Below are 23,246 nucleotides of genomic sequence, written 5' to 3' on the forward strand. Positions count from 1 at the left end.
GCTGCGCGGCGTGTCGGCCGCCCGCGCGGCCACGGCCGCGGCCCTGGCGGCGGCGTCGTCGCGAGGCGCAGCACCGCGCCCCGCGCAGGAGCCCGCGCGACCGTCGCCCGCCCACGACCCGCTGGACGACCTGCCGTCGGCGGACGACCCGGACATCGTCTCGACCGGACTCGTCGGCACGGCGCTCGTCGTGAGCCTGCTCGACGGCAAGATCATCGAGGAGATCCAGGACCAGGGCTGACGCGCTGCGCGGCACGCGAGCCGACCTGCCGCGTGGCGGGCGACGGCGGGCCGGGCCCGACGCGCGGGCCCGGCCCCGTAGGCTGGGGGAGTGTACGAAGGCGCTGTCCAGGACCTGATCGACGAGCTCGGCCGGCTTCCCGGCGTCGGGCCCAAGAGCGCGCAGCGCATCGCGTTCCACCTGCTGGCCGCTGACGCGGCCGACGTGCGGCGGCTCGCCGACGCGCTCACCGAGGTCAAGGCGCGCGTCCGCTTCTGCGAGACGTGCGGCAACGTCGCGGAGTCCGAGCAGTGCCGCATCTGCGCGGACCCGCGCCGTTCGCCCGAGGTGATCTGCGTCGTCGAGGAGCCCAAGGACGTCGTCGCGATCGAGCGCACGCGCGAGTTCCGCGGGCGGTACCACGTGCTCGGCGGCGCCATCAACCCGATCGAGAACGTCGGGCCCGGCGACCTGCGGATCGCCGAGCTCATGGCGCGCCTCGCGGACGGGCAGGTCACGGAGGTGATCCTCGCGACCGACCCGAACGTCGAGGGCGAGGCCACCGCGACGTACCTCGCGCGCATGCTGGGCCCCATGGGTCTGCGCGTGACCCGCCTCGCGTCGGGGCTGCCGGTCGGGGGAGACTTGGAGTACGCGGACGAGGTGACGCTCGGCCGGGCCTTCGAGGGCCGGCGCCTCGTCGGCGGCTGACGGAAGGGTGACCGGCATGGGGGAGATCCAGAACGACCCGGACCTGCGGGAGATCGCCGAGGGCATGGCCGCGCACGCGCGGGCCTTCCTCACGACCTCGACGCAGGTCGCGTCCGGGGCGGCCCCGGGGGCCGTCCTGCCCCTGCTGCTCCTCGCGCTGTCCGACGCGCTCGCGGCGGGAGCGCGCCTGGGGGCGATGGGCGACGTCGTCCCGGTCGAGCGGTTCGAGCCCGACGCCGGCCGCGACACCGACGTGGACCCGCTCCGCACCGCGCTCGCGCAGCTCTTCGACGGGTTCGACGACTACGTCGAGATCACGGACCCGCTCGTCGGCGCGGAGGTCGGTGCCGCGTCCCTCTCCGGCGACCTCGCGTGCGTGGCCGAGTGCCTCGCCAAGGGGCTGCAGCACTACGACGGCGGCCGTGAGGTCGAGGGCCTGTGGTGGTGGCAGTTCTCCTACGTCTCGCTGTGGGGCGAGCGCGCGGCGAGCGCCCTGCGGGTCCTCCAGCTCGCGCTCGCGCACCTGCGCCTCGACGTCGAGGACGACGTCGCGGCCGAGGCGGAGTACGACGCGCTCCAGTCCTGATCGCCGAGGCGTCGGAGGAGGCGTCGGACCACGGCGTCAGACGGCGTCCGACGCGCGGCCGTAGTGGTCGGCGAGCGTGGCGAGGTAGGGCTCCCAAGGGACGGTCGTGGCGTCGCGGCCCTCCCGGACGGCGACGAGCCGGTCGAGGTAGTACTCCCACCCGGGGCCGATGTTGCGCGCGTCGTCGCCGGGTCCGAGCACCTGGCGGAAGGTGAGCGTCGTGACGCCGTCCTCCTCGTCGAGGTCGAACGACAGGTGCCACGCGTCGTCGCCCGTGGACGTGACCCCGGCGAACCGGTGCGGCGGCTCGCACCGCGTGATGCGGTACTCCTCGGGGTCCGGGTCGTCGCCCTCCGCGGTCATGTAGAACTGCACGGCGCCGGTCGACGGGTCGCCCTCCCAGTAGCCGATCCAGCGCGAGAGCCGGTCCGGCTCCGTGAGGCTCGCCCACACGTCGGCGGCGGGCGCGCGGAAGGTCCGCGTGAGGACGAGCTCGGCGCCCTCCGGTCCGTGCTCGACCGTCCCGCGCGGCGTCGGGGCGCCCGCGGGGATCGGGGTCGTGGTGTCGCTCATGCGCTCTCCTCCTGCTGGGCCGCCCCGTGCGCGGTGCGGCGTTCTCGGGTGGTGCGGCGGACTTCGAGGTCGAGGCCGTCGAGGGCTCGTGCCGGGACGGGCGGGGCGGGCGGCGTCAGCGCCGCGAGGAACGTGGCGAGCGGCGCGAGCGCGTCGGGCCGCAGCGAGTAGACGCGGCGACGCCCGTCGACGACGGACTGCACCACGCCCGCCTCGCGCAGCACGCGCAGGTGGCGGCTCACCGCGGGGCGCGACACGTCGGACCGCGTGCGGGCGAGCTCGCCGGCCGTGAGGGCGCCGCGGCGCAGCGCGAGGAGCAGGTCCCGGCGCACGTCGTCGGCGACGACCTCGAACACGTCCACCCTCGAAGCGTAACGCTTCGGTTACACGTTGTGAAGGGCCGGGTGGCCGCGACGCCCGGCCCGGTGCCGGTGGCGGCGCGACGCCGTGGTACCACTGGGGGGTGCTTCCCGCCTTCTCCCTCCCGGTCTCCGGCGGGCTCGAGATCGACGGCCTGACCGTCCTCCTGCTCGTCCTCGCAGCGCTCACGGCGGGATGGATCGACGCCGTCGTCGGCGGGGGCGGCCTGGTCCAGCTCCCTGCGCTCCTCCTCGTCCCGGGCATCAGCCCCGTCCAGGCGCTCGCGACGAACAAGCTCGCGAGCATCATGGGCACGTCGGTGAGCGCCGCGACGTACTACCGGCGCGTGGGCCCGGACCTGCGGACGGCGGGGCCGATGGCGCTCGCGGCGCTCGTCGGGGCGATCGGGGGAGCGGCGCTCGCCTCGCGCATCCCGGCGGACCTCTTCAAGCCGATCATCCTCGTCGTGCTCGTGGGCGTGGCGGTCTGCACGATCGCGAAGCCGAAGCTCGGGCACACGACGAACCTCCGCTGGGAGGGCAACGGGCACCGGTGGGCCGCGGCCGGGATCGGCCTCGTCATCGGCACGTACGACGGCCTGCTCGGCCCGGGCACCGGGACGTTCTTCGTCATCGCGCTCGTGAGCATCCTCGGCTACGCGTTCCTCCCCGCGTCGGCGCTCGCCAAGATCGCCAACTTCGCGACGAACGCGGGCGCGCTCATCTTCTTCGTCCCGTACGGCGCGGTGCTGTGGGGCCTGGGTCTGGTCATGGGGGCGGCGAACCTGCTCGGGGCGTACGTCGGCGCCCGGATGGCGGTCGCGAAGGGCAGCGCCTTCGTGCGCGTCGTGTTCGTCGTCGTGGTGGGGGCGCTCGTCGTCAAGCTCGGGTACGACGTCGTCGCGGACCTCGCGTCCTGACGCCCGTCCGGCCACGACGCCGCCACTGGTGTCGTGTGGTGTCAGAAATGTTGTCGTGAGGGGTTGTGTGACACCACAAGTGGTGTCATAGTGGAGTCATGGACCTCACCCCGTACGTCGACGACCTGCAGGACCGACTCGCCGCCGCCGCGGACTCCGCGGGGGACGACGGCCGCCGGGTCGCGGAGCGACTGACCGCACCGCTCGACGCCGCTGTCCGGCTCGTGCTGCTCGACGCGCTGTCGGCCGCCGCGGGCGAGATCTCCGCGGAGCTCGCGCCCGGGTCGGTCGACGTGCGCCTGCGGGGCGGCTCCCCGGAGTTCGTGGTCGCCGCCCCGGCGTCCCCGGAGCCCGCTGCCCCCGCGCAGCCCGCACCCGGCGCCTCCTCGGCGGCGGGAGTCCTGCCCGCGGTCGCGGCGGACGTCGAGACGGGCGCCACCACCCGCACCACCCTGCGCCTGCCCGACCACCTCAAGACGCAGGTCGAGACCGCCGCCGCGCGCGACGGCGTCTCGGTGAACACGTGGCTCGTGCGCGCGGTCGCCGCGGCGCTCGAGCAGACCACCGGACGACCGGCCGGGCAGGCCGCCCGTCCGCAGCAGCGCGGCTCGGCCCGCGTCACCGGCTGGGTGCGCTGACCCCGGTCACCGTACCCGCCTCCCGAACCCACCTGACACCACCACGACACCACTCCTGGAGCTTCGTCATGCCCACTTTCCCCGCCCCGCACCCCGTCGCCGTCGCCGTCGACGTGCCCTTCGCCCACCTGCACGTGGTCGCCGGCGAGCGTGACGACGTCGTCGTCACGGTCCTGCCGACGGACCCCGGGAGGTCGAGCAGCGTCCGCGCCGCCGAGGCCGTGCGCGTCGACAGCGACGGCGCCGCCGTGACGATCTCCTTCCCCGGCACGTGGAAGCAGTACGTCCTCCCGTTCGCGTCCGGCACCGCCGACATCACCGTCGAGCTGCCCGCCGGCTCCGACGTGCGCGGCAAGGCCGGGTCGCTCTACGCCGAGGGCGCTCTCGGCGCCGTCGACATGGCGCTCTCCGCGGGCGACGCCCGTGTGGAGGACGTCGAGCGGCTCGACGTCAAGGCCTCCGCGGGCTCCGTCGCGGCGCGCCGCGTGAGCGGCTCGCTGGACGCCCGCGCGAGCGCCGGGTCCGTTCGCGTCGAGGAGGTCCGCGGCGAGGGCTCGATCAAGGCGACGAACGGCACGACGACGGTCGGCGTCGTCACCGGCTCGCTCGCCGTGCACGGCGCGCACGGGGACGTCGCGGTCGCGCGCGTCGCCGGCACCCTCACGGCCAAGTCCGCGCACGCGGGCATCCGGGTCGAGCGCCTGGAGTCGGGCAGCGTCACCCTCGCCACGTCGTACGGGTCGATCGAGGTCGGCGTCCCCGAGGGGACCGCCGCCTACCTGGACGCGAGCTCCGAGCACGGCAGCGTCCGCAACCACCTGACCCCGACCGAGGGGCCCGTCGAGGACGAGGCCACCGCGGAGATCCACGCCAGCACCGGCTACGGCGACGTCGTCGTCCGCCGGCCCTGACCGCACCACCCGAGAAGCGCCGAGGAAACGGAGAACCGAGATGTCCGTCGACCTGTCCCTCGAGCCCGCGCTGCGGGTACGAGGCATCGAGAAGTCGTTCGGCGACCTGCGCGTGCTGCGCGGGGTCGACCTGGATGTGGCGCCCGGGAGCATCGTCTCGCTCCTCGGCTCCAACGGCGCGGGCAAGACCACGCTCGTGCGGATCCTGTCGACGCTCGTCGCGCCCGACGCGGGCACCGCGAGCGTCCACGGGCACGACGTCGTCGACCAGCCCGGGCGGGTCCGCGAGTCGATCTCGCTGACCGGCCAGTTCGCCGCGGTCGACGAGGTCCTCACGGGCCGGGAGAACCTCGTGCTCGTCGCGCGCCTGCGCCACCTGCGCGACCCCGAGCGGGTCGCGGACGACCTGCTGGCCCGGTTCTCGCTGACCGACGCCGGCGCGCGCCGGGCCGGGACCTACTCCGGCGGGATGCGCCGTCGCCTCGACATCGCGATGAGCCTGGTCGGGAACCCGCCGGTCGTCTTCCTCGACGAGCCCACGACGGGGCTGGACCCGCAGTCGCGCATCGAGGTGTGGGCCACGGTGCGCGAGCTGGCCCGCGGCGGCACCACGGTGCTGCTCACCACCCAGTACCTCGACGAGGCCGAGCAGCTCGCGGACCGGATCGCGATCCTGCACCGCGGCACGATCGTCCAGGACGGCACGCTCGCCGAGCTCAAGGCGCTGCTGCCGCCCGCGACGGTCGAGTACGTCGAGAAGCAGCCGTCCCTCGAGGACGTGTTCCTCGCGCTCGTCGGCGACGCCGGCGACACCGACGGCACCGACGGCACCCCCGTGACGCCGACGACCACCGAGGGCGCCCAGCCCGCCGGAGAGGAGCTCCGATGACCACCCACGTCCTGACCGACACACGCGTCCTCACGGGACGGTCGCTGCGGCACGTCCTGCGCAGCCCCGACACGATCATCACGACCGCCGTCACCCCGGTCGCGCTCATGCTGCTGTTCGTCTACGTGCTCGGCGGCGCGATCGACACCGGCACCGGCGGGTCCTACGTCGACTACCTGCTGCCCGGCATCCTGCTCATCACGGTCGCGTCCGGGGTCGCCTACACGTCGTACCGGCTGTTCCTCGACCTCCAGGGCGGCATCGTCGAGCGCTTCCGGTCCATGCCGGTCGCCCGGTCGAGCGTCCTGTGGGCGCACGTGCTCACGTCGCTCGTCGCGAACCTCGTGTCGGTGACCCTCGTCGTCGGCGTCGGGCTCCTGCTGGGCTTCCGCACGGACGCCTCGGTCGGCGCGTGGCTCGCGGCGCTCGGGATCATCGTGCTGTTCACGCTCGCGCTCACCTGGCTCGCGGTGGTCGCCGGCCTCTCGGCGAGGACGGTCGACGGGGCGTCCGCGTTCAGCTACCCCCTGATCTTCCTGCCGTTCGTCAGCTCGGCGTTCGTCCCCACGGACACCATGCCGACGGCGGTCGCCTGGTTCGCCGAGAACCAGCCCGTCACCGCGGTCGTCGACACGCTGCGCGCGCTGCTCGCCGGGCAGCCGGTCGGCTCCGACATCTGGCTCGCGCTCGCGTGGCTCGTCGGGATCCTCGTCGTCGCCCAGGCGTGGGCGGTCGCGACGTACCGGCGGCGCATGCGCTGACCCGGGGCGCAGGAGGTCCCGGCACGGAGTCGCGCCGCACGAGCCCGGGGAGTGGCTCGTGCGGCGTCCCGTGCCGGGACCTCGTGCCGGCGGTCCTTCGGTCCCGGACCGGCCCGACCACCGACCCTGACGGGCGTGCGCCCCGGCGGCGAGGATCGGGAGCGTGCAGACCCTCGCCCAGGCGTTGTCCACCCAGTCGCAGGCCGCCCGGGACAAGGCCGGCGCGGCGAGACGTCCCGCGCGCTACCTCGTGTCCGCGGCGCTCGCGGGCACGTACGTCGGCGTCGGCGTCATGCTCATGGTCGCGACGGCGGGTCCCTTCCTCGCGGCCGGTTCACCGGGGGAGCGGCTCGTCGCGGGCGGCGTGTTCGCCGCCGCGCTCACGCTCGTCGTGTTCGCCGGTGCCGAGCTCGCGACGTCCGCGATGATGGTCCTCGCCCAGGGCGTCGCGACGCGCGCCGTCCGGGTGCGCGACGCCGTCGCCACGCTCGTCCTGTGCCTCGTCGGCAACCTGGCCGGGTCGATGCTCTTCGGCTGGGCCGTCACGCAGGCGGGGGTCCTGCGCTCGAACCCCGCCGCGGGCGACATGCTCGCGGCGATGCTCCGCGCCAAGGCGCACGAGACCGGCGGCGAGCTCTTCTTCCGCGGCGTCCTGTGCAACCTGCTCGTGTGCGCCGCGATCTGGGCGTGCGGCCGCCTGCGCTCCGAGGCGGGCCGGGCGATCGTCCTGTTCTGGGCGGTCCTCGCCTTCATCGCCTCCGGCTTCGAGCACGTCGTCGCCAACATGACGACCTTCTCGCTCGGCCTCCTCGGCGACCTCGGCCCGACGACGTGGCCCGACTTCGCGCGCAACCTCACCTGGGTCGGCCTCGGCAACCTCGTCGGCGGCGCCCTCGTCGTCGGCCTCGCCTACGCCGTCGTGGCAGGCCCGACCGCCCGCGACGCCGACGCGCCCGCCTCCGCCCCGACCCCCGTCGCGCCCCGCTCGACCGGAGCCACCACCCGGCCTGACCCCCCTGAGGGCCGCGCACGCACCCCGTGGGCGGCCGCATGGCGGGACGGTCGTGGCCGGACCGCGCGCCGCGTGCGTATCATCGTTCGACCCAGACAGCACCCGGCGGGCCGTTGAGAGAGACGGAGGCCGGCGACAGACGGAGCAGCACGTGGCACTTGTCGTGCAGAAGTACGGCGGATCGTCGGTATCGGACGCCGAGAGCATCAAGCGGGTGGCCAAGCGCATCGCGGAGGCGAAGCGGGCCGGGAACGACGTGGTCGTCGTGGTCTCGGCGATGGGCGACACGACGGACGAGCTCATCGACCTGGCGCAGCAGGTCACCCCCCTCCCGCCGCAGCGCGAGATGGACATCCTCCTCACCGCGGGCGAGCGCATCTCGATGTCGCTGCTCGCGATGGCGATCACGAACCTCGGCGTGAAGGCGAAGTCGTTCACGGGCCAGCAGGCGGGTGTCATCACGGACGCGGTGCACGGCAAGGCGCGCATCGTCGACGTGGTGCCGACGCGCGTGCGCGAGACGCTCGACAAGGGGCAGGTCGCGATCGTGGCCGGGTTCCAGGGCGTCACGCAGTCGACGAACGACGTGACGACGCTGGGCCGCGGCGGGTCGGACACGACGGCCGTCGCGCTCGCCGCCGGGCTGGGCGCCGACGTGTGCGAGATCTACACGGACGTCGACGGCGTGTTCACGGCGGACCCGCGCATCGTGCCGAGCGCGCGGAAGATCGACAGCATCACGTACGAGGAGATGCTGGAGATGGCGGCGAGCGGGGCGAAGGTCCTCGCGCTGCGGTGCGTCGAGTACGGCCGCCGCTACGGCGTCCCGATCCACGTGCGCTCGTCCTTCAGCGGCACGGAGGGCACGTTCGTCCGCGCGGACGCCTACACCGCGCCCCGCCCCGGCAGCCCGACCAGCACCGCAGACCTTCCCGAGGAGACCGTCATGGAAGACCCGATCATCTCCGGCGTCGCGCACGACCGCAGCGAGGCCAAGATCACCGTCGTCGGCGTGCCCGACGTCCCGGGCACGGCGGCGCGCATCTTCGAGGTGGTCGCGGGCTCGGGCGTGAACATCGACATGATCGTCCAGAACGTGTCGGCCGCCCGCACGGGTCTCACGGACATCTCGTTCTCCCTCCCCGAGGGCGACGGCCCGGCGGCGATGTCGGCGCTGTCCGCGCTGCAGGCGGAGATCGGGTTCGACTCGCTGCAGTTCGACGACCAGATCGGCAAGCTGTCGCTCGTGGGCGCGGGCATGAAGTCGCACCCGGGCGTCTCGGCGAAGCTGTTCGGCGCGCTGCGCGACGCGGGCATCAACATCGAGATGATCTCCACCTCGGAGATCCGCATCTCGGTCGTGACGCGTGAGGACTCGCTCGACGAGGCGGTGCGCGCCGTGCACACCGCGTTCGAGCTCGACGCCGACGGCGAGGCCGTCGTCTACGCCGGCACCGGCCGCTGAGAGGACTGGACCATGAGCACCGAGAACCGTCAGGGCCTGAACGTCGCCGTCGTCGGCGCGACCGGCCAGGTGGGCGCCGTGATGCGCCGCCTCCTCGACGAGCGCGACTTCCCCGTCCGGAGCATCCGGTACTTCGCCTCCGCGCGGTCGGCCGGGTCGACGCTCCCGTGGCGCGGCACGGACGTCGTCGTGGAGGATGTCGCCGCGACCTCGACCGAGGACCTGCGCGGGATCGACGTCGCGCTGTTCTCCGCGGGCGGCGCGACCTCGAAGGCGCAGGCCGAGCGCTTCGCGGCGGCGGGCGCCGTCGTCATCGACAACTCGTCCGCGTGGCGCATGGACCCGGACGTGCCGCTCGTCGTCTCCGAGGTGAACCCGGGCGCGCTGCGCGAGGCGCGCAAGGGCATCGTCGCGAACCCGAACTGCACGACGATGGCCGCGATGCCGGTGCTCAAGCCGCTCGCGGACGAGGCGGGGCTGGAGCGCCTGATCGTCGCGACGTACCAGGCGGTGTCCGGCGCGGGTCTCGCGGGCGCGGAGGAGCTGCGCGCCCAGGCCGTCGCCGGTGCGGCGGCGGAAGGCACGGGCGAGGGCCTCGTCGGGCTCGTGCACGACGGCGGCGCGGTCGCCTTCCCCGAGCCGGTGAAGTTCCCGCGGACGATCGCGTTCAACGTCGTCCCGCTCGCCGGGTCGATCGTCGACGACGGCCTGGAGGAGACGGACGAGGAGAAGAAGCTGCGCAACGAGTCGCGCAAGATCCTCGGCCTGCCCGACCTCGCGGTCGCGGGCACGTGCGTGCGCGTCCCCGTGTTCACGGGGCACTCGCTCGCGATCCACGCCGAGTTCGCCGCGGCGATCACGCCGGACCGGGCGCGCGAGATCCTCGCCGCCGCCCCGGGCGTCGCGCTGTCCGACGTGCCGAACCCGCTCGAGGCGGCGGGCGAGGACCCGTCGTTCGTGGGCCGCATCCGCACCGACCAGTCGGTGCCGGGCGGGCGCGGGCTCGTGCTCTTCGTCTCGAACGACAACCTCCGCAAGGGCGCGGCGCTCAACGCCGTGCAGCTCGCCGAGCTCGTCGCGCAGGACCTCGACGGCGTCCGCGCCGCGTTCGCGGGGGCGTCGGCCCCCGCCTGATCCGCGGCGGGTGACGCCCCGCGACGCCACGGCAGGGCCCCGGTCGTCGACCGGGGCCCTGCCGCGTCCTGGTGGCCGTCGTGCGGACGGGCGTCAGCCATCGACCATGCGCCGCATGGTCTCGCCGTCGGCGAGGCCGACGATGTTGCCGGCCGGGTCGGTGAGCCAGGCGCCGTCGCCGCCCTCCATGAACCCGCGCACGATGCCCTTCTCGTCCTGGTCGAACCCCTCGTAGCGCTCGAACGTCACGCCCTTCGCGGTGAGCTCGTCGACGACCTCGTCCACGTCGTCGACGGTGAGGTGCATGACGGTGAAGGCGGCCGGCCGGTGGTCCTCCTTCGGGTAGACGAACACGTCCGAGCCGCCCCCGAGGTGGAGGACCAGGCCGTTGCCCCCGTCGAGGGCGGTGACGGAGAGCCCGAGGGTGTTTCCGTAGAACGCGCGCACCGCGTCGAGGTCGTCCGCCGAGAAGCTGGAGAACCCGCGTCGAATCGTGACCATCGCTGCCTCACTCCTTCGTGACCGCCGGCGCCCGGAGGGCGTGGACCCGCCGCGGACGTCGGACCCTCCCAGGCTCCCACCGCGCGGCGCCGGGGGGAACTGCCCGCCACGGGTGAGCGGGGGCGGGTCGTCGGCCGGGGGTTGCGCCTGATCACGCATCCATGGTTCATTAGTGGAGTAATGAACCACAGGACGCGCGAGGCGGGAGAGGATGGGGCCCATGTTCGACGGACCTGAACCCATCTACCTCCAGATCGCGCAGATGATCCGGGCGCAGGTGCTCGCGGGAGAGCTCGCGGAGGAGGAGCAGGTCATGTCCACGACGCAGTTCGCGACGACGTTCCGCATCAACCCGGCGACCGCGGCCAAGGCGTTCGCCGGCCTGGTCGACGAGGGCGTCCTGTACAAGCGGCGCGGGCTCGGCATGTTCGTCGCGCCCGGTGCGCGCGAGAAGCTCCTCGCCGACCACCGTGCGCGCTTCTTCGACGAGGTGCTCGCGCCCGCGCTCGCGCAGGCCGACCTCCTCGACATCCCGACGTCCGAGGTCGTGGACTACGTCCTCGGCCGCCCGCGCCCCGCCGGTCCCGGCACCGGAGGCGCTCCCCGCACCGGCCCGACCACCGACCCCACCCCGAGGTGAGACCCGTGACCGCCCGGCCCGCCAGCCGCCCCACCGACCCGACCGGCCCCGCCCTCCCCGGGCCGGAGCCTTTCGCCGCCGAGGTGCGCGACGTCGTCGTGCGCTACGCGCGCGGCGACGACGCGCCCGCGCTCGACCACGCGACCCTGACGATCCGCCCCGGCGTCATCACCGGCCTGCTCGGCCGCAACGGCGCGGGCAAGACGACCCTCGCCGCGCTGCTCGCCGCGTTCCGCCGGCCGACGTCGGGGTCCGTGCGCGTCGGCCTGCCAGGCGAGCTCGAGGACCCGTTCGAGAACGTGTGGACGACGACGCACACCCAGCTCGTCCGCGAGAGCGGCGACGTGTGGGAGTCCGACAAGGCGCGCGACACGCTCGCGTACTACGCGGACCTGCGTCCCCGCTGGGACGCCGACCTCGCGGCGCGCCTCCTCGACGAGCTCGAGGTCGACGTGCGCAGGAAGCCCAGCGAGATGTCGCGCGGCAAGCGGTCCGCGCTCGGCGCGGTGATCGGCCTGGCGTCGCGCGCGCCGCTGACGATCTTCGACGAGGTCTACCTCGGCATGGACGCGCCGAGCCGGTACGCGTTCTACGACGCCCTCGTCGCCGACTACGCCGAGCACCCGCGCACGGTCCTGCTGTCGAGCCACCTCATCACCGAGGTGGAGCGGCTGTTCGAGGACGTCGTGATCATCGACCGCGGCCGCGTGCTGCTCGCCGAGAACGCCGACGACGTGCGGGCCCGCGGCGTGAGCCTCACCGGCCCGGCCGACGTCGTCGAGCGGCACGCCGCGGGGCGCGAGGTGCTCGCGCGCCAACGGCTCGGCGGCACCGCCCAGGTGACGCTGTTCGGCACGTTCGCCGACGACGAGCGCGCCGCCGCCGTCGAGGCGGGGCTCGAGGTGGGCGCCGTGCCCGTCCAGGACCTGTTCGTGCACCTCACCCGCACCGGCCGCCCCGGCGCCGGGACGGACGCCGAGAGGGAGGAGGCACGATGACCGCCACCGCAGACCGCGCCGCGGAGCGCCGCGCGCTCGAGACCGCCGCCCACCGGCGGGGAGTGCGCGCCGTCGCCTCGTACTTCATCGGCGGCACGTGGTTCGTGGGCCTGTGGTTCTGGGCCATCGCGCTCGTCGTCGGCGTGCTGATCCTGTGGATCATGACGCGCAACGACGACGTGAGCATCGAGGCCGTGGGCGGCGTCGCGGGCTCGGCGAAGTTCTTCCTCTTCGTGATGGGCATCATCCTCCCGCTCATGACGATCGCCGTGCACGTCGCCGCGGGCGGCACCCGACGGTCGTACACCCACGGGCTCTGGATCGGCGCGACCGTCTCCGGCCTGACGTTCGGGATCGCGGCCGCGCTCGTGAAGTGGGGCGAGTGGACGCTGTTCCGGCGCGTCGGGTGGCCGACGGAAGGGGATCTCGGACAGCTCTACGGCGACGGGTCCGAGGTCGTCCTCGTGAGCCTCGTCGAGGGGATCTCGTGCGTCGTGTACTACCTCGCCGGGATGGTGATCGCGGCCGGCTTCTACGGGTACGGGTTCGTGCGTGGCGTGCTGCTCGTCGTCGCGTCGCTCGGCACCGTGGCGGTCACCGAGGTCTTCCTGCGCTCCGGCTTCTTCGGCAACGGGCTCGCGCGCGCCGTCGGTCTCGACGGCACGCCCGTGGGGCTCGCCCTCCTCGGCGGCGCCCTCGGGGCCGTGCTCGCCGCCCTGCTCCTGCGCGCCGTCCTGCGGGGCGCCGCCGTCCGCCCGGTCGAGTTCGCCGCGAGCGCGAGCGCCTGACCGGCCACCACCGACAACCCGACACCACCCCCTCCGGACGGCGCGCCGCGCCGCCCGCGGGTGGCGCACACCCACCTGGAGGCACCATGACCACCGCACCACCGCCCACCGGCGGCGCGACCGCGACGTCGGCCACCCGGTCGCCCGGGACGACCGCCGCGCCCGAGCCCGTCGTCGAGGTCCGCAACCTCCGCAAGACGTACCCCGGGCCGAAGGGGTCCGGCGCCCGGAAGGTCGCCGTCGAGGACGTGTCCTTCACCGTCGCCGCCGGGGAGATCTTCGGCATCCTCGGCCCCAACGGCGCGGGCAAGACCACGACCGTCGAGTGCCTCGCGGGGCTGCGCGAGGCCGACGGCGGCACGGTCCGCGTGCTCGGCGTCGACCCGCAGGCCGACCCCGCCGCGGTGCGCGACGCCGTCGGGGTCCAGCTCCAGGAGGTCGCGCTCAACGAGAGGATCACCGTCGAGGAGGCGATGCGCCTCTTCGCGTCGTTCTACGCGACGCCGGGGGACGTCGAGGAGCTGCTCGACCTGCTCGACCTCGCCGAGCACCGACGCGTCGCGTTCGCGAAGCTCTCGGGCGGGCAGAAGCAGCGCCTGTCGATCGCGCTCGCGCTCGTCGGCAACCCGCGCGTCGCGATCCTCGACGAGCTCACCACGGGCCTGGACCCCGCGGCCCGCCGCGCGACGTGGGAGCTCGTGGAGCGGGTGCGCGACCGCGGCGTGACGATCCTGCTCGTCACGCACTTCATGGACGAGGCGGAGCGCCTGTGCGACCGGCTCGTCATCATCGACCGCGGTCGCGTCGTCGCGCAGGGCACGCCCGCGGAGCTCGTCGACTCCGTCGACACCTCGCGCACCGTGCGGCTGCGCGTCCCGCCCGCGGACCACGACCTCGCGCTGCACACGATCGCCGGGCTCGCGGACGTCGAGCACGTCGAGGCGCCCCCGGCGCCCGGGCGGGAGATCGAGGTGACGGGCTCGCGGCGGGTGCTGCCCGCCGTCGTGCTCGCGCTCGCCGAGCACGAGGTCGTGCCCGACGACGTCCGGACCGTCTCGCGCACGCTCGAGGACGTGTTCGTGGCCGTGACCGGCCGCACCTACGACCCGGACGCGACCGACGCCCGGCCGACCCGAGGGGAGTCCCGATGACCGCCACGACCCTGACCCCGTCCGTCGCGCCCGCCCGCCGCAGCACCGGCTGGCGCGGGTTCGGCGTGCTGCTCGCGACCGAGGCGCGCCTGTGGCTGCGCGACCCCGGAACGGTGTTCTTCGCGCTCGTGTTCCCCACCGTCCTGCTCGTCGGGGTCGGGTTCGCCATCCCCGGCATGCGCACCCCGATCGAGGACGCGCCCCCGCCGTGGCTCGGCCTCACCGCCGTCTCGCTCTACGTGCCCGTCGTGCTCGCGGCCGCGATCGCGACCCCGGCGCTCACCACGATGCCGGTGTACTTCGCGACGTTCCGCGAGAAGGGGCTGCTGCGGCGCCTGTCCACGACGCCGATGCGGCCGCAGGGGATCGTCGTCGCGCACCTCGTCATCAACCTCGTGGCGGTCGTGGTGTCGTCCGCGGTCGCGCTCGTCGTCGGCGAGCTCGTGTTCGGGCTGCCCGCGCCGCGCAACGCGGGGACGGTCGCGCTCGCGTTCGTCCTCGGCGTCGCGTCGATGTACGCGCTGGGCACGCTCGTCGCGGCGCGCGCGCCCAAGGCGAGCACCGCGTCCGCGATCGGGACGCTGATCTACTTCCCGCTGCTCTTCCTCTCGGGGCTGTGGACGCCGGGGCCGATCATGCCCGAGGCCGTGGCGCAGATCGGGAGGCTCACGCCGCTCGGGGCCGCGTCGCAGGCGATGACGGCGGGGTGGTTCGAGCCCGGCTTCCCCACGGTGCAGGTCGTCGTCATGGCGGTGTGGACCGCGGTGCTCCTGCCGCTCGGGGTCCGGCTCTTCCGCTGGAGCTGAGCCCTCGCCCGCCGGTCCGCCCCGGCGGGCGAGGCGCGGGCGGCGCTCCTACCCTGACCGGCATGCGGCCCTTCCTGCTCCTCGCCTCCCGCGCCGAGGACCCCGCCGCGGACGGCGAGCACGCCGCCGTCCTCCGCTACGCGGGGCTCGACGCGGACGCGCTGCACCGCGTCCGGATGGAGGCCGGACCGCTGCCGGCGATCGACCTCGGCGACTACTCGGGGGTGATCGTCGGCGGCAGCCCGTTCGACTCGTCGCTGCCCGAGGAGCGCAAGTCCGCGACGCAGCGCCGGGTCGAGCGAGAGCTCGCCCCGCTCCTCGACGAGATCGTCGAGCGCGACGTCCCGTTCCTCGGCGCGTGCTACGGCGTCGGGACGCTCGGCCTGCACGAGGGCGCGGTGCTCGACGGCACGTACGCCGAGCCGATCTCGCCCGTGACGATCCGCCTCACGCCGGAGGGGCGGGCGGACCCCCTGCTCGCCGACCTCCCGGACGCGTTCGAGGCCTACGTGGGCCACAAGGAGGCGGTGCGTGAGCTGCCGCCGCACGCCGTCCTGCTCGCGACGTCGGACGCGTGCCCGGTGCAGATGTTCCGCGTCAAGGAGAACCTCTACGCCACGCAGTTCCACCCCGAGCTCGACCTGGACGGGATCCTCACGCGCATCGGCGTCTACCGGGACTACGGGTACTTCCCGCCCGAGGCCGCGGGCGAGGTCGAGGCGAGGGTGCGGCGCGGCGACGTCCGCGAGCCGCACCGGATCCTCGCGGCGTTCGTGCGCCGGTACGCGCATGACTGACGAGCATGCGGTTGTCGCTGGCCGACCATGCGGATACCGCCCGACCTGACGCCAGGTCGGGCGACAACCGCATGTTCGGCGGGGCCGGGTCAGTGGGTGGCGCCGGGTCAGCGGGGGGCGGTCGCCGGTTCGGGTGCCGGGGACGGGTCCGACGCCGTCCCGGCCGCCGGCTGCGACGCGACGGCGCGGCGGTGCGCGCGCACGGACCAGACGACGGCCGCCGCCCACACCACGGCGACGAAGCCGAGCACGACGCCCTGGACGGCGCTGCTCGCGTCGACCCAGTCGGAGCGCAGGAGCGTGCGCACGTTCGTCAGGACGATGACGCCGCCCACGGCCGAGCCGAGGATGCGCGGCGGGAGCAGCCGCACGAGCCAGGCCGCGACCGGCGCGGCGACGAGGCCGCCGAGGAGCAGCGCCGCCACCCAGAGGAGGTCGATGCCCTGCGAGCCGAGCGAGACGAGGAAGCCGAGGGACGCCGCGATCGCGACGAGGAACTCGCTCGTGTCGATCGAGCCGACGACCTTGCGCGGCTCGATGCGGCCCGACGCGAGCAGCGCGGGCGTCCCGACCGGGCCCCAGCCCCCGCCGCCGGTGGCGTCGACGAAGCCCGCGACGAGGCCGAGCGGGGCGAGGAACCGCTTGCGCAGCGGCAGCCCGAGCCGGCCCGTCGGCAGCCCGGCGACCGTGAACCGCGCGAGCACGTACAACCCGAGGCCGAGGAGCAGGAGCGACATCACCGGGGCCGCGACGTCCGTCGCCAGGCTCGACAGGAACGTCGCGCCCGCGAACGCGCCGATCGCGCCGGGGACGCCGATGCGCCGCACGACCGCCCAGTCGACGTTGCCGAACCGCCAGTGCGCCGCGCCGGACGCGAGGGTCGTGCCGATCTCGGCGAGGTGGATCGTGGCCGACGCCGCCGCGGGGTTGGTGCCGATTGCGAGCAGGAGCGTCGTCGAGGTCACGCCGTACGCCATGCCGAGGCTGCCGTCGACGAGCTGGGCGCCGAGGCCGACGAGGGCCAGCAGGACGAGGGTCCGCACCAGGGCCTCCTTGCTCGGGGCGTCGGGAGGGTCCCGACGTGTCCCGACAAGGTTGACCGGGAGGGTCCAGTATGTGAAGCGCCGACCACATGGTGGGCCAGTGTTAACGGGCCGCGTCGCGGCCAGGGGTCAGGGGTTCTCCCAGGCGTCCGCTCGCGCGGCGAGCGCATGGACGCTCTCGGGCAGGTCGCGACGGACGACGTCGTCGATCGTCACGCGGTCGAGCACGTCGCGGACGCTCGCGCGGAGTGCGACCCAGACCTCGAGGAGCGCCGCGGCGGAGCCCTCGTACTCCAGGCTCGGGGGGCGCTCGTCGCGCACGGTGACGAGCGGCCCGTCGACGGCGCGGAACACGTCCGCGAGCGTCACCTCGCTCGCCGGACGCGCGAGCCGGTGACCGCCGGAGCGGCCGCGCACGCTCGCGACGATGCCCGCGCGGCGCAGGTCGCCGAGGATGCGCTCGAGGAAGCTCACCGGCAGGCCCTGGCCCGTCGCGAGGTCCTCCGCCCGCACGGGGTCGCCGTGGGGGGACGCCGCGAGCTCGGCGCACGCCCGTACCGCATAGTCAGCCTTCGCCGAGACACGCATGAGCACATTGTGCCGTGCACGCGTGCGCCCGCGGCCGCCCGAAGGGCGCCGTCGCGCGATCTCACCCGCGCCGCGCCTGCTCGTACGAGCGCGTTTCGCCCTACGCTTTCACCCGTGGAGGTGCGCGAACGCAACAACGTCCGGACCATGGGGCCCGAGGACGGGCCGACCATGGTCTTCGCGCACGGCTTCGGCGGCGACCAGTCGATGTGGCGCAACGTCGCGCCCGTGTTCGCCACGGACCACCGCGTCGTCCTGTTCGACCACTCGGGATGCGGCGCCTCGCACCCGACCGCGTACGACCCGGACCGGCACGCCGACCTGTCGGGCTACGTCGCGGACGTCGTCGAGATCGTGGAGGCCGTCGCCGACGACCCGGTGACCCTCGTGGGCCACTCGGTGAGCGCGATGATCGCGCTGCTCGCGGCGGCCGAGCGGCCGGACCTGTTCGACCGCCTCGTGCTCGTGGGCCCGAGCCCGCGGTACATCGACGACGACGGCTACCACGGCGGCTTCACCGCGGAGGAGATCGACGAGCTCCTCGAGACGATGGACGCGAACTACCTGGGCTGGACCCAGGCGATGGCGCCCGTGATCGTCGGCAACCCGGACCGCCCGGCGCTCGGCGACGAGCTCGCCGAGGTGTTCCGCCGCAACGACCCGGCCGTCGCGCGGAAGTTCGCGCGCGTGACGTTCCTCGGCGACAACCGTGCGGACCTGGCGCGGGTCCGCACGCCGTGCCTCGTCGTGCAGAGCCGGGTCGACGTCATCGCGCCGCTCGAGGTCGGTCACTACGTGCACGAGCACCTCCCGGACAGCGACCTCGTCGTCATCGACTCCGTCGGCCACTGCCCCAACCTCTCGCACCCCGCGCTCCTGGTCGCCGCGATGCGCGACTGGCTCGGGGGCGACCGGTGGTGACGTCCCGCGCCGAGCGGTGGGCGCTCGCGCCCGTCGCGCTCCTGCTCCTCGACGCCGAGGTGCGGGTCCTCGACGCGAACCACGAGTTCCTCCGGATGATCGAGGTCCCCGACGTCGAGGCCGTCGCGGGCCGCCGCCTCGCCGACCTCCTCACGGTCGGGGGCCGGATCTACTGGGAGACGCACGTCAGCCCCCTGCTGCACATCGAGGGCCGCGTGGACGAGGTGGCGGTCGAGCTGCGGACGCCGCACGGCCGCGAGCCCGTGCTGCTCACCGCGACGGAGCGCGAGGTCCGCGGCGAGCGGCTCGTCGAGGTCGCGATGCTCAGCGCGCGCGAGCGCTCGCGGTTCGAGCAGGAGCTCGTGGGGGCGCGGCGCGCGGCGGAGGACGCGGAGCGCCGGGTGCGGCTCCTGCACGGCATCGCGGCCGACCTCGCGAGCGTCGCCGGGCTCGACGGCGTCGCGTGGGTCCTGCTGCGCACCGCCGTGACCCTCCTGGGCGCGGGGGACGCGGCGCTGTGGACGGCGCAGGAGAGCGGGCCGCTGCGGCGCTGGGGCGGTGCCGAGGCGCTGGCCGCCCCGACGATCGACGAGCTCACGGAGCCCGCGGTCCGCGAGGACGGGACCGTCGTCGTGCCGCTGCGCACGGCGGGCGCGCTGCTCGGCGTGCTCGCGCTCGCGCCGCGCCGCGCGGCGGGGGCCGACCCGCTCGACCTGGGCACGGCCGCCGCCGCGGGCCAGCTCGCGGCGCTCGCGCTCGCGCGGGCCACGACCCACGAGCAGAGCGTCTCCGTCGCGAGCGAGCTCCAGGGCGCGATGCTCTCGGACGGGATCGTCGACGACCCGGCGGTGGAGATCTCGGCGCGGTACCGCCCGGGCGTGCACGACCTGCAGGTCGGGGGCGACTGGTACGACACGTTCCGCGTCGCCCCGGACGTCGTCGCGCTCTCGGTGGGCGACGTGGTGGGTCGTGGGCTCAAGGCCGCGACGTCGATGGGCCAGCTCCGCACGGCGGTCCGCGCGGCGTCGGACACGGGCCTGCCGCCCGAGGAGGTCCTGGGGCGCCTCGACCGGTTCGTGGACCGCACCGGGACGGGGTTCATGGCGAGCCTCGTGTACGCGGAGCTGGACCTCGGCCGGGGCGCGCTGCGCTACACGTGCGCCGGGCACCTCCCGCCGCTGCTCGTGCCGGCCGACGGCGACTCCCACTACCTGTGGGAGGCGCGCTCGACGCCGCTCGGGGTGCGGGGGACGACGCCGCGCGTCGCCGACACGGTGGCGCTCGCGCCCGGCGACCTGCTGCTGCTCTTCACGGACGGCGTCGTCGAGCGCCGGGACCGTCCGCTCGGGCTCGCGCTCGACGAGCTCGCGGAGATCGTCACGAACGCGCTCGAGGCTGGCCTGGACGGGGAGGACCTGCTCGCGGCCGTGGTCGCGCGCGCCCCGCAGGACGACGACGCGTGCCTGCTCGCGGTCCGCTGGCTGGGCCCGCGGACGACGGACGGGCCCGCACCGGCGGTCGAGCCGACGGCCGGGAGCGCGGGCGGGCCGTCAGCGGGCGAAGAACGGCCCGGCTGACGGGTCGTCGAGCCACCGGCGCGCGTGGGCGAGGCGCTCGGTCGTCGAGCGCGCGAGGTCGTCCGGCAGCGCGTCGGGCGCGAACCACGACACCGCGAGCGACTCGTCGTCGGCGACGTGCGCGGCGGCAGCGGCGGCGGGCGACACCGGCCGGCACACGAACGCGAGGTCGAGGTACTGGCTGAGGTCGCCGTTCGGGTACCGGACCGGCTCCGTGACGGTCACGGCGACGAGCGCGTCCACCGCGACCTCGACCCCGGTCTCCTCGAGGACCTCGCGCGCGAGGCCGACCGCCGGGTCCTCGCCCGGCTCGAGGATCCCGCTGATCACGGCCCACTGCCCGGTGTCGGCGCGCTGCCCGAGCAGGACCCGGCCGTCGTCGTCCACCACGACGGCCGAGACCCCCGGCATCCACAGCAGGTCGGTCCCGACGTGGGACCGCAGGGCGGCGACGAACTCGGGGATCGGCATCCCCCGAGCGTAGGCGCAGGGACGCGGGCCGGTCGCCCGGCCGCGCGACGGCTGGGTGCGCGGGCGCCACGCGCTCACCTCGTGAGACGCGCCGTCCGCCCCTCGGAGGCGCTGTGCTACGGTCACCTCGTGACTTCTCAGTGGTATTGGCGCTTTACGCAGGCTCCCGGTGGGGCCGTGCGGGCGTCAGCCTGACCACAGATCACCACCCGGAGCCAGCACAGGGCCTTGGACGCGGACCGCGTCCGGGCCCTTCGTCGTGAGACGGGCCGCTCCGGGACCACGGGCGGCAGCAGGCCGGTGAGCGCCGCTGAGCATCCGTCGCACGGCGGCCCCCCACCCCGCCGCAGAGACCAGGAGCCCCCCGTGACCAGCACGACCACCCACCCCGAACCCGTCGCCCCCGCCGCGTCGTCCGACGTCGCGACGAGTACCGTCGACCCCGTGGACAGCCCCGAGCTCCAGGCGCGCACGAGCGACCTGCGGGTGCGCGCCCTCGACGCGCTCCCCGCGCCCCGCACGATGCTCACGGACCTGCCGCTCGGCGCGACGCGCAGCGACCTCGTGACGACGTCCCGCCGCGAGGTCCGCGACGTCCTCGCGGGCGACGACGACCGACTCCTCGTCATCGTCGGCCCCTGCTCGGTGCACGACCCCGAGGCCGCGCTCGACTACGCGAGCCGGCTCGCCGCCGTCGCGCACGAGCTCGCCGACGACCTCATGGTCGTCATGCGCGTGTACTTCGAGAAGCCGCGCACCACCGTCGGCTGGAAGGGCCTCATCAACGACCCCCACCTCGACGGCTCGCACGACGTGCACCACGGCCTGCGCCTCGCGCGCGAGGTGCTGCTCGGCGTCCTCGACGCGGGCGTCCCGGCCGCGTGCGAGTTCCTCGAGCCCACGAGCCCGCAGTACATCGCCGACGCCGTGTCCTGGGGCGCGATCGGCGCGCGCAACGCCGAGTCGCAGGTGCACCGCCAGCTCGCCTCGGGCCTGTCCATGCCCGTCGGGTTCAAGAACGCGACCGACGGCGACGTGCAGATCGCGGTCGACGGCTGCATCACGGCCGCGAGCGAGCACACGTTCTTCGGCATGGACTCGCTCGGCCGGGCGGCGGCCGTCGAGACCGCGGGCAACCCCGACTGCCACGTCATCCTGCGCGGCGGCCGCTCGGGCCCCAACTACGGGGCCGACGACGTCGCGGCGGCGCTCGCGGTCGCGCGCACCTCGGGCCTCGGCGGCGTCGCGGAGCACGGGCTCGTCGTGGACGCCTCGCACGGCAACTCGGGCAAGAGCCACGTGCGCCAGGCGGAGGTCGTGCGAGAGATCTCCGCGCGCCTCGCCGAGGGCGAGGAGGGCATCACGGGTCTCATGATGGAGAGCTTCCTCGTGGCGGGCGCGCAGAAGCCCGCGCCGAGCGGCCTCGTGTACGGGCAGTCGGTCACCGACGCGTGCATCGACTGGGACACCACGGCCGACCTGCTGCGCGAGCTCGCCGGCGCCGTCCGCACCCGCCGCGCGCTCTGACGCCGACGGGCGGCCCCACCCTCAGCCGGCGAGGGTCCACGCCCCGACGGTCGCGGTCCCGCCCCCGAGAAGGTCGAGGCCGTCGCCCACCCCGGGGACGCCCGTGAGCGGCACGACCGTCTCCGGGTCGCCGGGGTGCGGCGCGACGAGCAGCGTCACGACGAGCGCCGGGCCGCCGGCCGTGGACCCGCCGCGCCACGACAGCAGGGCCGAGGCCGCGGCACCGGGCTCCAGCACGACGGGTGACGCCGCGGCGTCGTCGGGCTCCAGGAGCACGTCGGTCTCCGTGCCGACGTCCGCGACGAAGCGCACCCCCGGGCTGCCTGCGAGGGCGCACCGCGTCGCGCCGTCGTTGCGCGCGGTGAGCGTGAGGAACCGGCGGCCCGCGGCGGCGTCGACCCCGGCAGCGGCGATCGTGAGGTCGTGCGGCGCGCACGCGTCGGTGGGCCGGTCGGCGGTCGCGGGGGCCGTGCCCCCGACGAACCCGGACCGTGTCGTGGACGTCCCGTCGTCGGACGATCCCTGCACCTGGTAGGCGAGCGCCGGGCCCGGGGGTGCGGCGTCGTCGAGCCAGCGGGCGACGTCCGCGGCCGGGCCGGACGTGACGACCGTGAGCAGAGGGTCGGCCGGGACGGTGCTGCGCACGGTCTCGTACGCGACCTGGGTGACCGACGGCAGCGCGGCCGCGCCGGTGACGAGGGCGAGCAGCGCGTCGTCCGGGACGGAGCGGCCGTCGCCCTCGAACAGGCCGACGCCGTAGCCCTCGACGACGAGGCTCGTCAGCCCGCGGTCCTCGGCGCGCGCGAGCGCCGCGACGGCGACGAGGTCCTCGGTGGCGCGGGCCTCGACCGCCGCGATCCCCGGCGCGAGGTGGACGCGCCGGACCGCGTCGTGCGCGACGAGCCGGACGGCGTCGGCGACCGCGTCCGCGCCCAGGAGGTCGGCGAGGGGTGCGCCCGTCGCCGGGTCGACGCCGCCGCTCGCCGCGCCCGGGCCGTGCTCGACGACGAGGCTGCCGCCGCCGGGCCGGGTGCCCTCGACGCGCAGCGACCAGGCCGCCCCGCCGGCCGCGTCGGCGAGGAGGGTGCTCGCGGCGTCAGCGGTGGCCTGGGCGTCCGTCGGCGCGGGCAGGGGCGACGCGAGGGTGATCCGTGCGCTCTCGTCGGTGGGACCGAGCAGCACGGCGTCCGCGACGCCGGGCAGCGTGCGCAGGCGGGCGGCGACGTCGCCGGTGCGGGTCGACGGGTCGGGGGAGGGGC

The 23,246-nt window shown here is 74.9% G+C and carries 27 protein-coding genes; 20 read left to right on the forward strand and 7 right to left on the reverse strand.

Annotated elements, in window-relative coordinates; translation table 11 throughout:
- The 3 genes from GYH36_RS15595 to GYH36_RS15605 form a co-directional block, all read left to right on the forward strand.
- Nucleotides 1-241, forward strand: a 241-nt coding sequence (locus tag GYH36_RS15595) for a hypothetical protein (RefSeq protein WP_203231930.1), incomplete at its 5' end; no start/stop codon positions are given.
- A 90-nt stretch (nucleotides 242-331) separates the two neighbouring features.
- Nucleotides 332-931 (forward strand): recombination mediator RecR, encoded by a 600-nt coding sequence (gene recR, locus GYH36_RS15600; protein ID WP_024841680.1) that lies wholly within the window; start codon nucleotides 332-334, stop codon nucleotides 929-931.
- A gap of 16 nt (nucleotides 932-947) precedes the next feature.
- On the forward strand, nucleotides 948-1,517 hold the full coding sequence (locus tag GYH36_RS15605; protein ID WP_115943269.1) for a DUF5063 domain-containing protein: 570 nt from the start codon (nucleotides 948-950) through the stop codon (nucleotides 1,515-1,517).
- A 36-nt stretch (nucleotides 1,518-1,553) separates the two neighbouring features.
- Here the strand turns inward: GYH36_RS15605 and GYH36_RS15610 are convergent, their stop codons facing one another.
- On the reverse strand, nucleotides 1,554-2,090 hold the full coding sequence (locus GYH36_RS15610; protein ID WP_162290318.1) for an SRPBCC family protein: 537 nt from the start codon (nucleotides 2,088-2,090) through the stop codon (nucleotides 1,554-1,556).
- The gene (locus GYH36_RS15615; protein WP_024841683.1) at nucleotides 2,087-2,452 is read right to left on the reverse strand and encodes an ArsR/SmtB family transcription factor; all 366 of its coding nucleotides are present in this window, start codon (nucleotides 2,450-2,452) and stop codon (nucleotides 2,087-2,089) included. The genes GYH36_RS15610 and GYH36_RS15615 overlap by 4 nt, the downstream gene beginning before the upstream one ends.
- A 101-nt stretch (nucleotides 2,453-2,553) precedes the next feature.
- Here GYH36_RS15615 and GYH36_RS15620 point away from each other — a divergent pair, with 101 nt between their 5' ends.
- The 8 genes from GYH36_RS15620 (at nucleotide 2,554) to GYH36_RS15655 (ending at nucleotide 10,179) form a co-directional block, all read left to right on the forward strand.
- A complete protein-coding gene (locus GYH36_RS15620; RefSeq protein ID WP_312028671.1) occupies nucleotides 2,554-3,369 on the forward strand; it encodes a TSUP family transporter in 816 nt (271 codons plus the stop codon).
- A gap of 98 nt (nucleotides 3,370-3,467) precedes the next feature.
- A complete protein-coding gene (locus GYH36_RS15625; protein ID WP_162290319.1) occupies nucleotides 3,468-4,007 on the forward strand; it encodes a histidine kinase in 540 nt (179 codons plus the stop codon).
- Nucleotides 4,008-4,075: 68 nt separating this feature from the next.
- On the forward strand, nucleotides 4,076-4,918 hold the full coding sequence (locus GYH36_RS15630; protein WP_155098696.1) for a DUF4097 family beta strand repeat-containing protein: 843 nt from the start codon (nucleotides 4,076-4,078) through the stop codon (nucleotides 4,916-4,918).
- 40 nt (nucleotides 4,919-4,958) lie between these two features.
- A complete protein-coding gene (locus tag GYH36_RS15635) occupies nucleotides 4,959-5,807 on the forward strand; it encodes an ABC transporter ATP-binding protein (RefSeq protein ID WP_162290320.1) in 849 nt (282 codons plus the stop codon).
- Nucleotides 5,804-6,568: an ABC transporter permease gene (locus GYH36_RS15640; protein WP_162290321.1), complete on the forward strand. Its 765-nt coding sequence runs from the start codon at nucleotides 5,804-5,806 to the stop codon at nucleotides 6,566-6,568. The genes GYH36_RS15635 and GYH36_RS15640 overlap by 4 nt, the downstream gene beginning before the upstream one ends.
- A 163-nt stretch (nucleotides 6,569-6,731) precedes the next feature.
- On the forward strand, nucleotides 6,732-7,697 hold the full coding sequence (locus tag GYH36_RS15645; protein WP_162290322.1) for a formate/nitrite transporter family protein: 966 nt from the start codon (nucleotides 6,732-6,734) through the stop codon (nucleotides 7,695-7,697).
- Between the two features lie 34 nt (nucleotides 7,698-7,731).
- Nucleotides 7,732-9,045 carry an aspartate kinase gene (locus GYH36_RS15650; RefSeq protein WP_162290323.1) on the forward strand — a complete coding sequence of 438 codons (1,314 nt, stop codon included), beginning with the start codon at nucleotides 7,732-7,734 and terminating at the stop codon, nucleotides 9,043-9,045.
- 12 nt (nucleotides 9,046-9,057) lie between these two features.
- Nucleotides 9,058-10,179, forward strand: a complete 1,122-nt coding sequence (locus GYH36_RS15655; protein WP_162290324.1) for an aspartate-semialdehyde dehydrogenase — start codon at nucleotides 9,058-9,060, stop codon at nucleotides 10,177-10,179.
- 93 nt (nucleotides 10,180-10,272) lie between these two features.
- Here the strand turns inward: GYH36_RS15655 and GYH36_RS15660 are convergent, their stop codons facing one another.
- Nucleotides 10,273-10,680, reverse strand: a complete 408-nt coding sequence (locus GYH36_RS15660) for a VOC family protein (protein ID WP_115943260.1) — start codon at nucleotides 10,678-10,680, stop codon at nucleotides 10,273-10,275.
- 220 nt (nucleotides 10,681-10,900) lie between these two features.
- Between GYH36_RS15660 and GYH36_RS15665 the strand changes: the two genes are divergently transcribed.
- The 6 genes from GYH36_RS15665 to GYH36_RS15690 all read left to right on the forward strand — a co-directional run bounded on the left by GYH36_RS15665 (nucleotide 10,901) and on the right by GYH36_RS15690 (nucleotide 15,860).
- Nucleotides 10,901-11,320 carry a GntR family transcriptional regulator gene (locus tag GYH36_RS15665; protein ID WP_115943259.1) on the forward strand — a complete coding sequence of 140 codons (420 nt, stop codon included), beginning with the start codon at nucleotides 10,901-10,903 and terminating at the stop codon, nucleotides 11,318-11,320.
- A 5-nt stretch (nucleotides 11,321-11,325) separates the two neighbouring features.
- Nucleotides 11,326-12,318, forward strand: a complete 993-nt coding sequence (locus tag GYH36_RS15670) for an ATP-binding cassette domain-containing protein (protein ID WP_115943258.1) — start codon at nucleotides 11,326-11,328, stop codon at nucleotides 12,316-12,318.
- Nucleotides 12,315-13,106, forward strand: coding sequence for a hypothetical protein (locus tag GYH36_RS15675; protein ID WP_162290325.1), 792 nt, complete (start codon nucleotides 12,315-12,317; stop codon nucleotides 13,104-13,106). The genes GYH36_RS15670 and GYH36_RS15675 overlap by 4 nt, the downstream gene beginning before the upstream one ends.
- A gap of 86 nt (nucleotides 13,107-13,192) precedes the next feature.
- Entirely contained in the window at nucleotides 13,193-14,257 is a 1,065-nt protein-coding gene (locus GYH36_RS15680) for an ABC transporter ATP-binding protein (protein WP_162290326.1), read from the forward strand.
- Nucleotides 14,254-15,063 (forward strand): ABC transporter permease, encoded by an 810-nt coding sequence (locus GYH36_RS15685; protein WP_155098705.1) that lies wholly within the window; start codon nucleotides 14,254-14,256, stop codon nucleotides 15,061-15,063. Before GYH36_RS15680 ends, GYH36_RS15685 begins: the two co-directional genes overlap by 4 nt.
- Before the next feature lie 62 nt (nucleotides 15,064-15,125).
- Complete coding sequence (locus GYH36_RS15690; RefSeq protein ID WP_162290327.1) at nucleotides 15,126-15,860, forward strand: glutamine amidotransferase; 735 nt, start codon at nucleotides 15,126-15,128, stop codon at nucleotides 15,858-15,860.
- A gap of 107 nt (nucleotides 15,861-15,967) precedes the next feature.
- Here GYH36_RS15690 and GYH36_RS15695 read toward each other — a convergent pair whose 3' ends face one another.
- Together GYH36_RS15695 and GYH36_RS15700 are read right to left on the reverse strand one after the other, a co-directional pair.
- Complete coding sequence (locus GYH36_RS15695; RefSeq protein WP_162290328.1) at nucleotides 15,968-16,903, reverse strand: sulfite exporter TauE/SafE family protein; 936 nt, start codon at nucleotides 16,901-16,903, stop codon at nucleotides 15,968-15,970.
- Nucleotides 16,904-17,032: 129 nt separating this feature from the next.
- Complete coding sequence (locus GYH36_RS15700; protein ID WP_115943253.1) at nucleotides 17,033-17,491, reverse strand: RrF2 family transcriptional regulator; 459 nt, start codon at nucleotides 17,489-17,491, stop codon at nucleotides 17,033-17,035.
- A 114-nt stretch (nucleotides 17,492-17,605) separates the two neighbouring features.
- Between GYH36_RS15700 and GYH36_RS15705 the strand changes: the two genes are divergently transcribed.
- On the forward strand, nucleotides 17,606-18,412 hold the full coding sequence (locus GYH36_RS15705) for an alpha/beta fold hydrolase (protein WP_024841701.1): 807 nt from the start codon (nucleotides 17,606-17,608) through the stop codon (nucleotides 18,410-18,412).
- Nucleotides 18,406-19,989, forward strand: a complete 1,584-nt coding sequence (locus GYH36_RS20375) for a PP2C family protein-serine/threonine phosphatase (protein WP_024841702.1) — start codon at nucleotides 18,406-18,408, stop codon at nucleotides 19,987-19,989. Before GYH36_RS15705 ends, GYH36_RS20375 begins: the two co-directional genes overlap by 7 nt.
- On the opposite strand, the gene GYH36_RS15715 is transcribed toward GYH36_RS20375, so the two are convergent.
- Nucleotides 19,963-20,460 (reverse strand): NUDIX hydrolase, encoded by a 498-nt coding sequence (locus GYH36_RS15715; RefSeq protein ID WP_024841703.1) that lies wholly within the window; start codon nucleotides 20,458-20,460, stop codon nucleotides 19,963-19,965. The two genes, GYH36_RS20375 and GYH36_RS15715, sit on opposite strands and share 27 nt — an antisense overlap.
- Before the next feature lie 444 nt (nucleotides 20,461-20,904).
- Here GYH36_RS15715 and GYH36_RS15720 point away from each other — a divergent pair, with 444 nt between their 5' ends.
- On the forward strand, nucleotides 20,905-21,987 hold the full coding sequence (locus GYH36_RS15720) for a 3-deoxy-7-phosphoheptulonate synthase (protein WP_024841704.1): 1,083 nt from the start codon (nucleotides 20,905-20,907) through the stop codon (nucleotides 21,985-21,987).
- 21 nt (nucleotides 21,988-22,008) lie between these two features.
- Here GYH36_RS15720 and GYH36_RS15725 read toward each other — a convergent pair.
- Nucleotides 22,009-23,246: DUF4232 domain-containing protein (locus GYH36_RS15725; protein ID WP_162290329.1), on the reverse strand; the 1,238-nt coding region annotated here is incomplete at its 5' end.

It is taken from the genome of Cellulosimicrobium composti, from assembly GCF_010287905.1.
Taxonomy (GTDB): domain Bacteria; phylum Actinomycetota; class Actinomycetes; order Actinomycetales; family Cellulomonadaceae; genus Cellulosimicrobium; species Cellulosimicrobium composti.

Bases quoted from the DNA above. Each gene is read 5' to 3' on its own strand.
- GYH36_RS15625 (WP_162290319.1), top strand. From the start codon at position 3,468: ATGGACCTCACCCCGTACGTCGACGACCTGCAGGACCGACTCGCCGCC.
- GYH36_RS15685 (WP_155098705.1), top strand. From the start codon at position 14,254: ATGACCGCCACGACCCTGACCCCGTCCGTCGCGCCCGCCCGCCGCAGC.
- GYH36_RS15635 (WP_162290320.1), top strand. From the start codon at position 4,959: ATGTCCGTCGACCTGTCCCTCGAGCCCGCGCTGCGGGTACGAGGCATC.
- GYH36_RS15665 (WP_115943259.1), top strand. From the start codon at position 10,901: ATGTTCGACGGACCTGAACCCATCTACCTCCAGATCGCGCAGATGATC.
- GYH36_RS15700 (WP_115943253.1), bottom strand. From the start codon at position 17,491: ATGCGTGTCTCGGCGAAGGCTGACTATGCGGTACGGGCGTGCGCCGAG.
- GYH36_RS15655 (WP_162290324.1), top strand. From the start codon at position 9,058: ATGAGCACCGAGAACCGTCAGGGCCTGAACGTCGCCGTCGTCGGCGCG.
- GYH36_RS15675 (WP_162290325.1), top strand. From the start codon at position 12,315: ATGACCGCCACCGCAGACCGCGCCGCGGAGCGCCGCGCGCTCGAGACC.
- GYH36_RS15680 (WP_162290326.1), top strand. From the start codon at position 13,193: ATGACCACCGCACCACCGCCCACCGGCGGCGCGACCGCGACGTCGGCC.
- GYH36_RS15630 (WP_155098696.1), top strand. From the start codon at position 4,076: ATGCCCACTTTCCCCGCCCCGCACCCCGTCGCCGTCGCCGTCGACGTG.
- GYH36_RS15715 (WP_024841703.1), bottom strand. From the start codon at position 20,460: ATGCCGATCCCCGAGTTCGTCGCCGCCCTGCGGTCCCACGTCGGGACC.
- GYH36_RS15640 (WP_162290321.1), top strand. From the start codon at position 5,804: ATGACCACCCACGTCCTGACCGACACACGCGTCCTCACGGGACGGTCG.
- GYH36_RS15605 (WP_115943269.1), top strand. From the start codon at position 948: ATGGGGGAGATCCAGAACGACCCGGACCTGCGGGAGATCGCCGAGGGC.
- GYH36_RS15660 (WP_115943260.1), bottom strand. From the start codon at position 10,680: ATGGTCACGATTCGACGCGGGTTCTCCAGCTTCTCGGCGGACGACCTC.
- GYH36_RS15690 (WP_162290327.1), top strand. From the start codon at position 15,126: ATGCGGCCCTTCCTGCTCCTCGCCTCCCGCGCCGAGGACCCCGCCGCG.
- GYH36_RS15610 (WP_162290318.1), bottom strand. From the start codon at position 2,090: ATGAGCGACACCACGACCCCGATCCCCGCGGGCGCCCCGACGCCGCGC.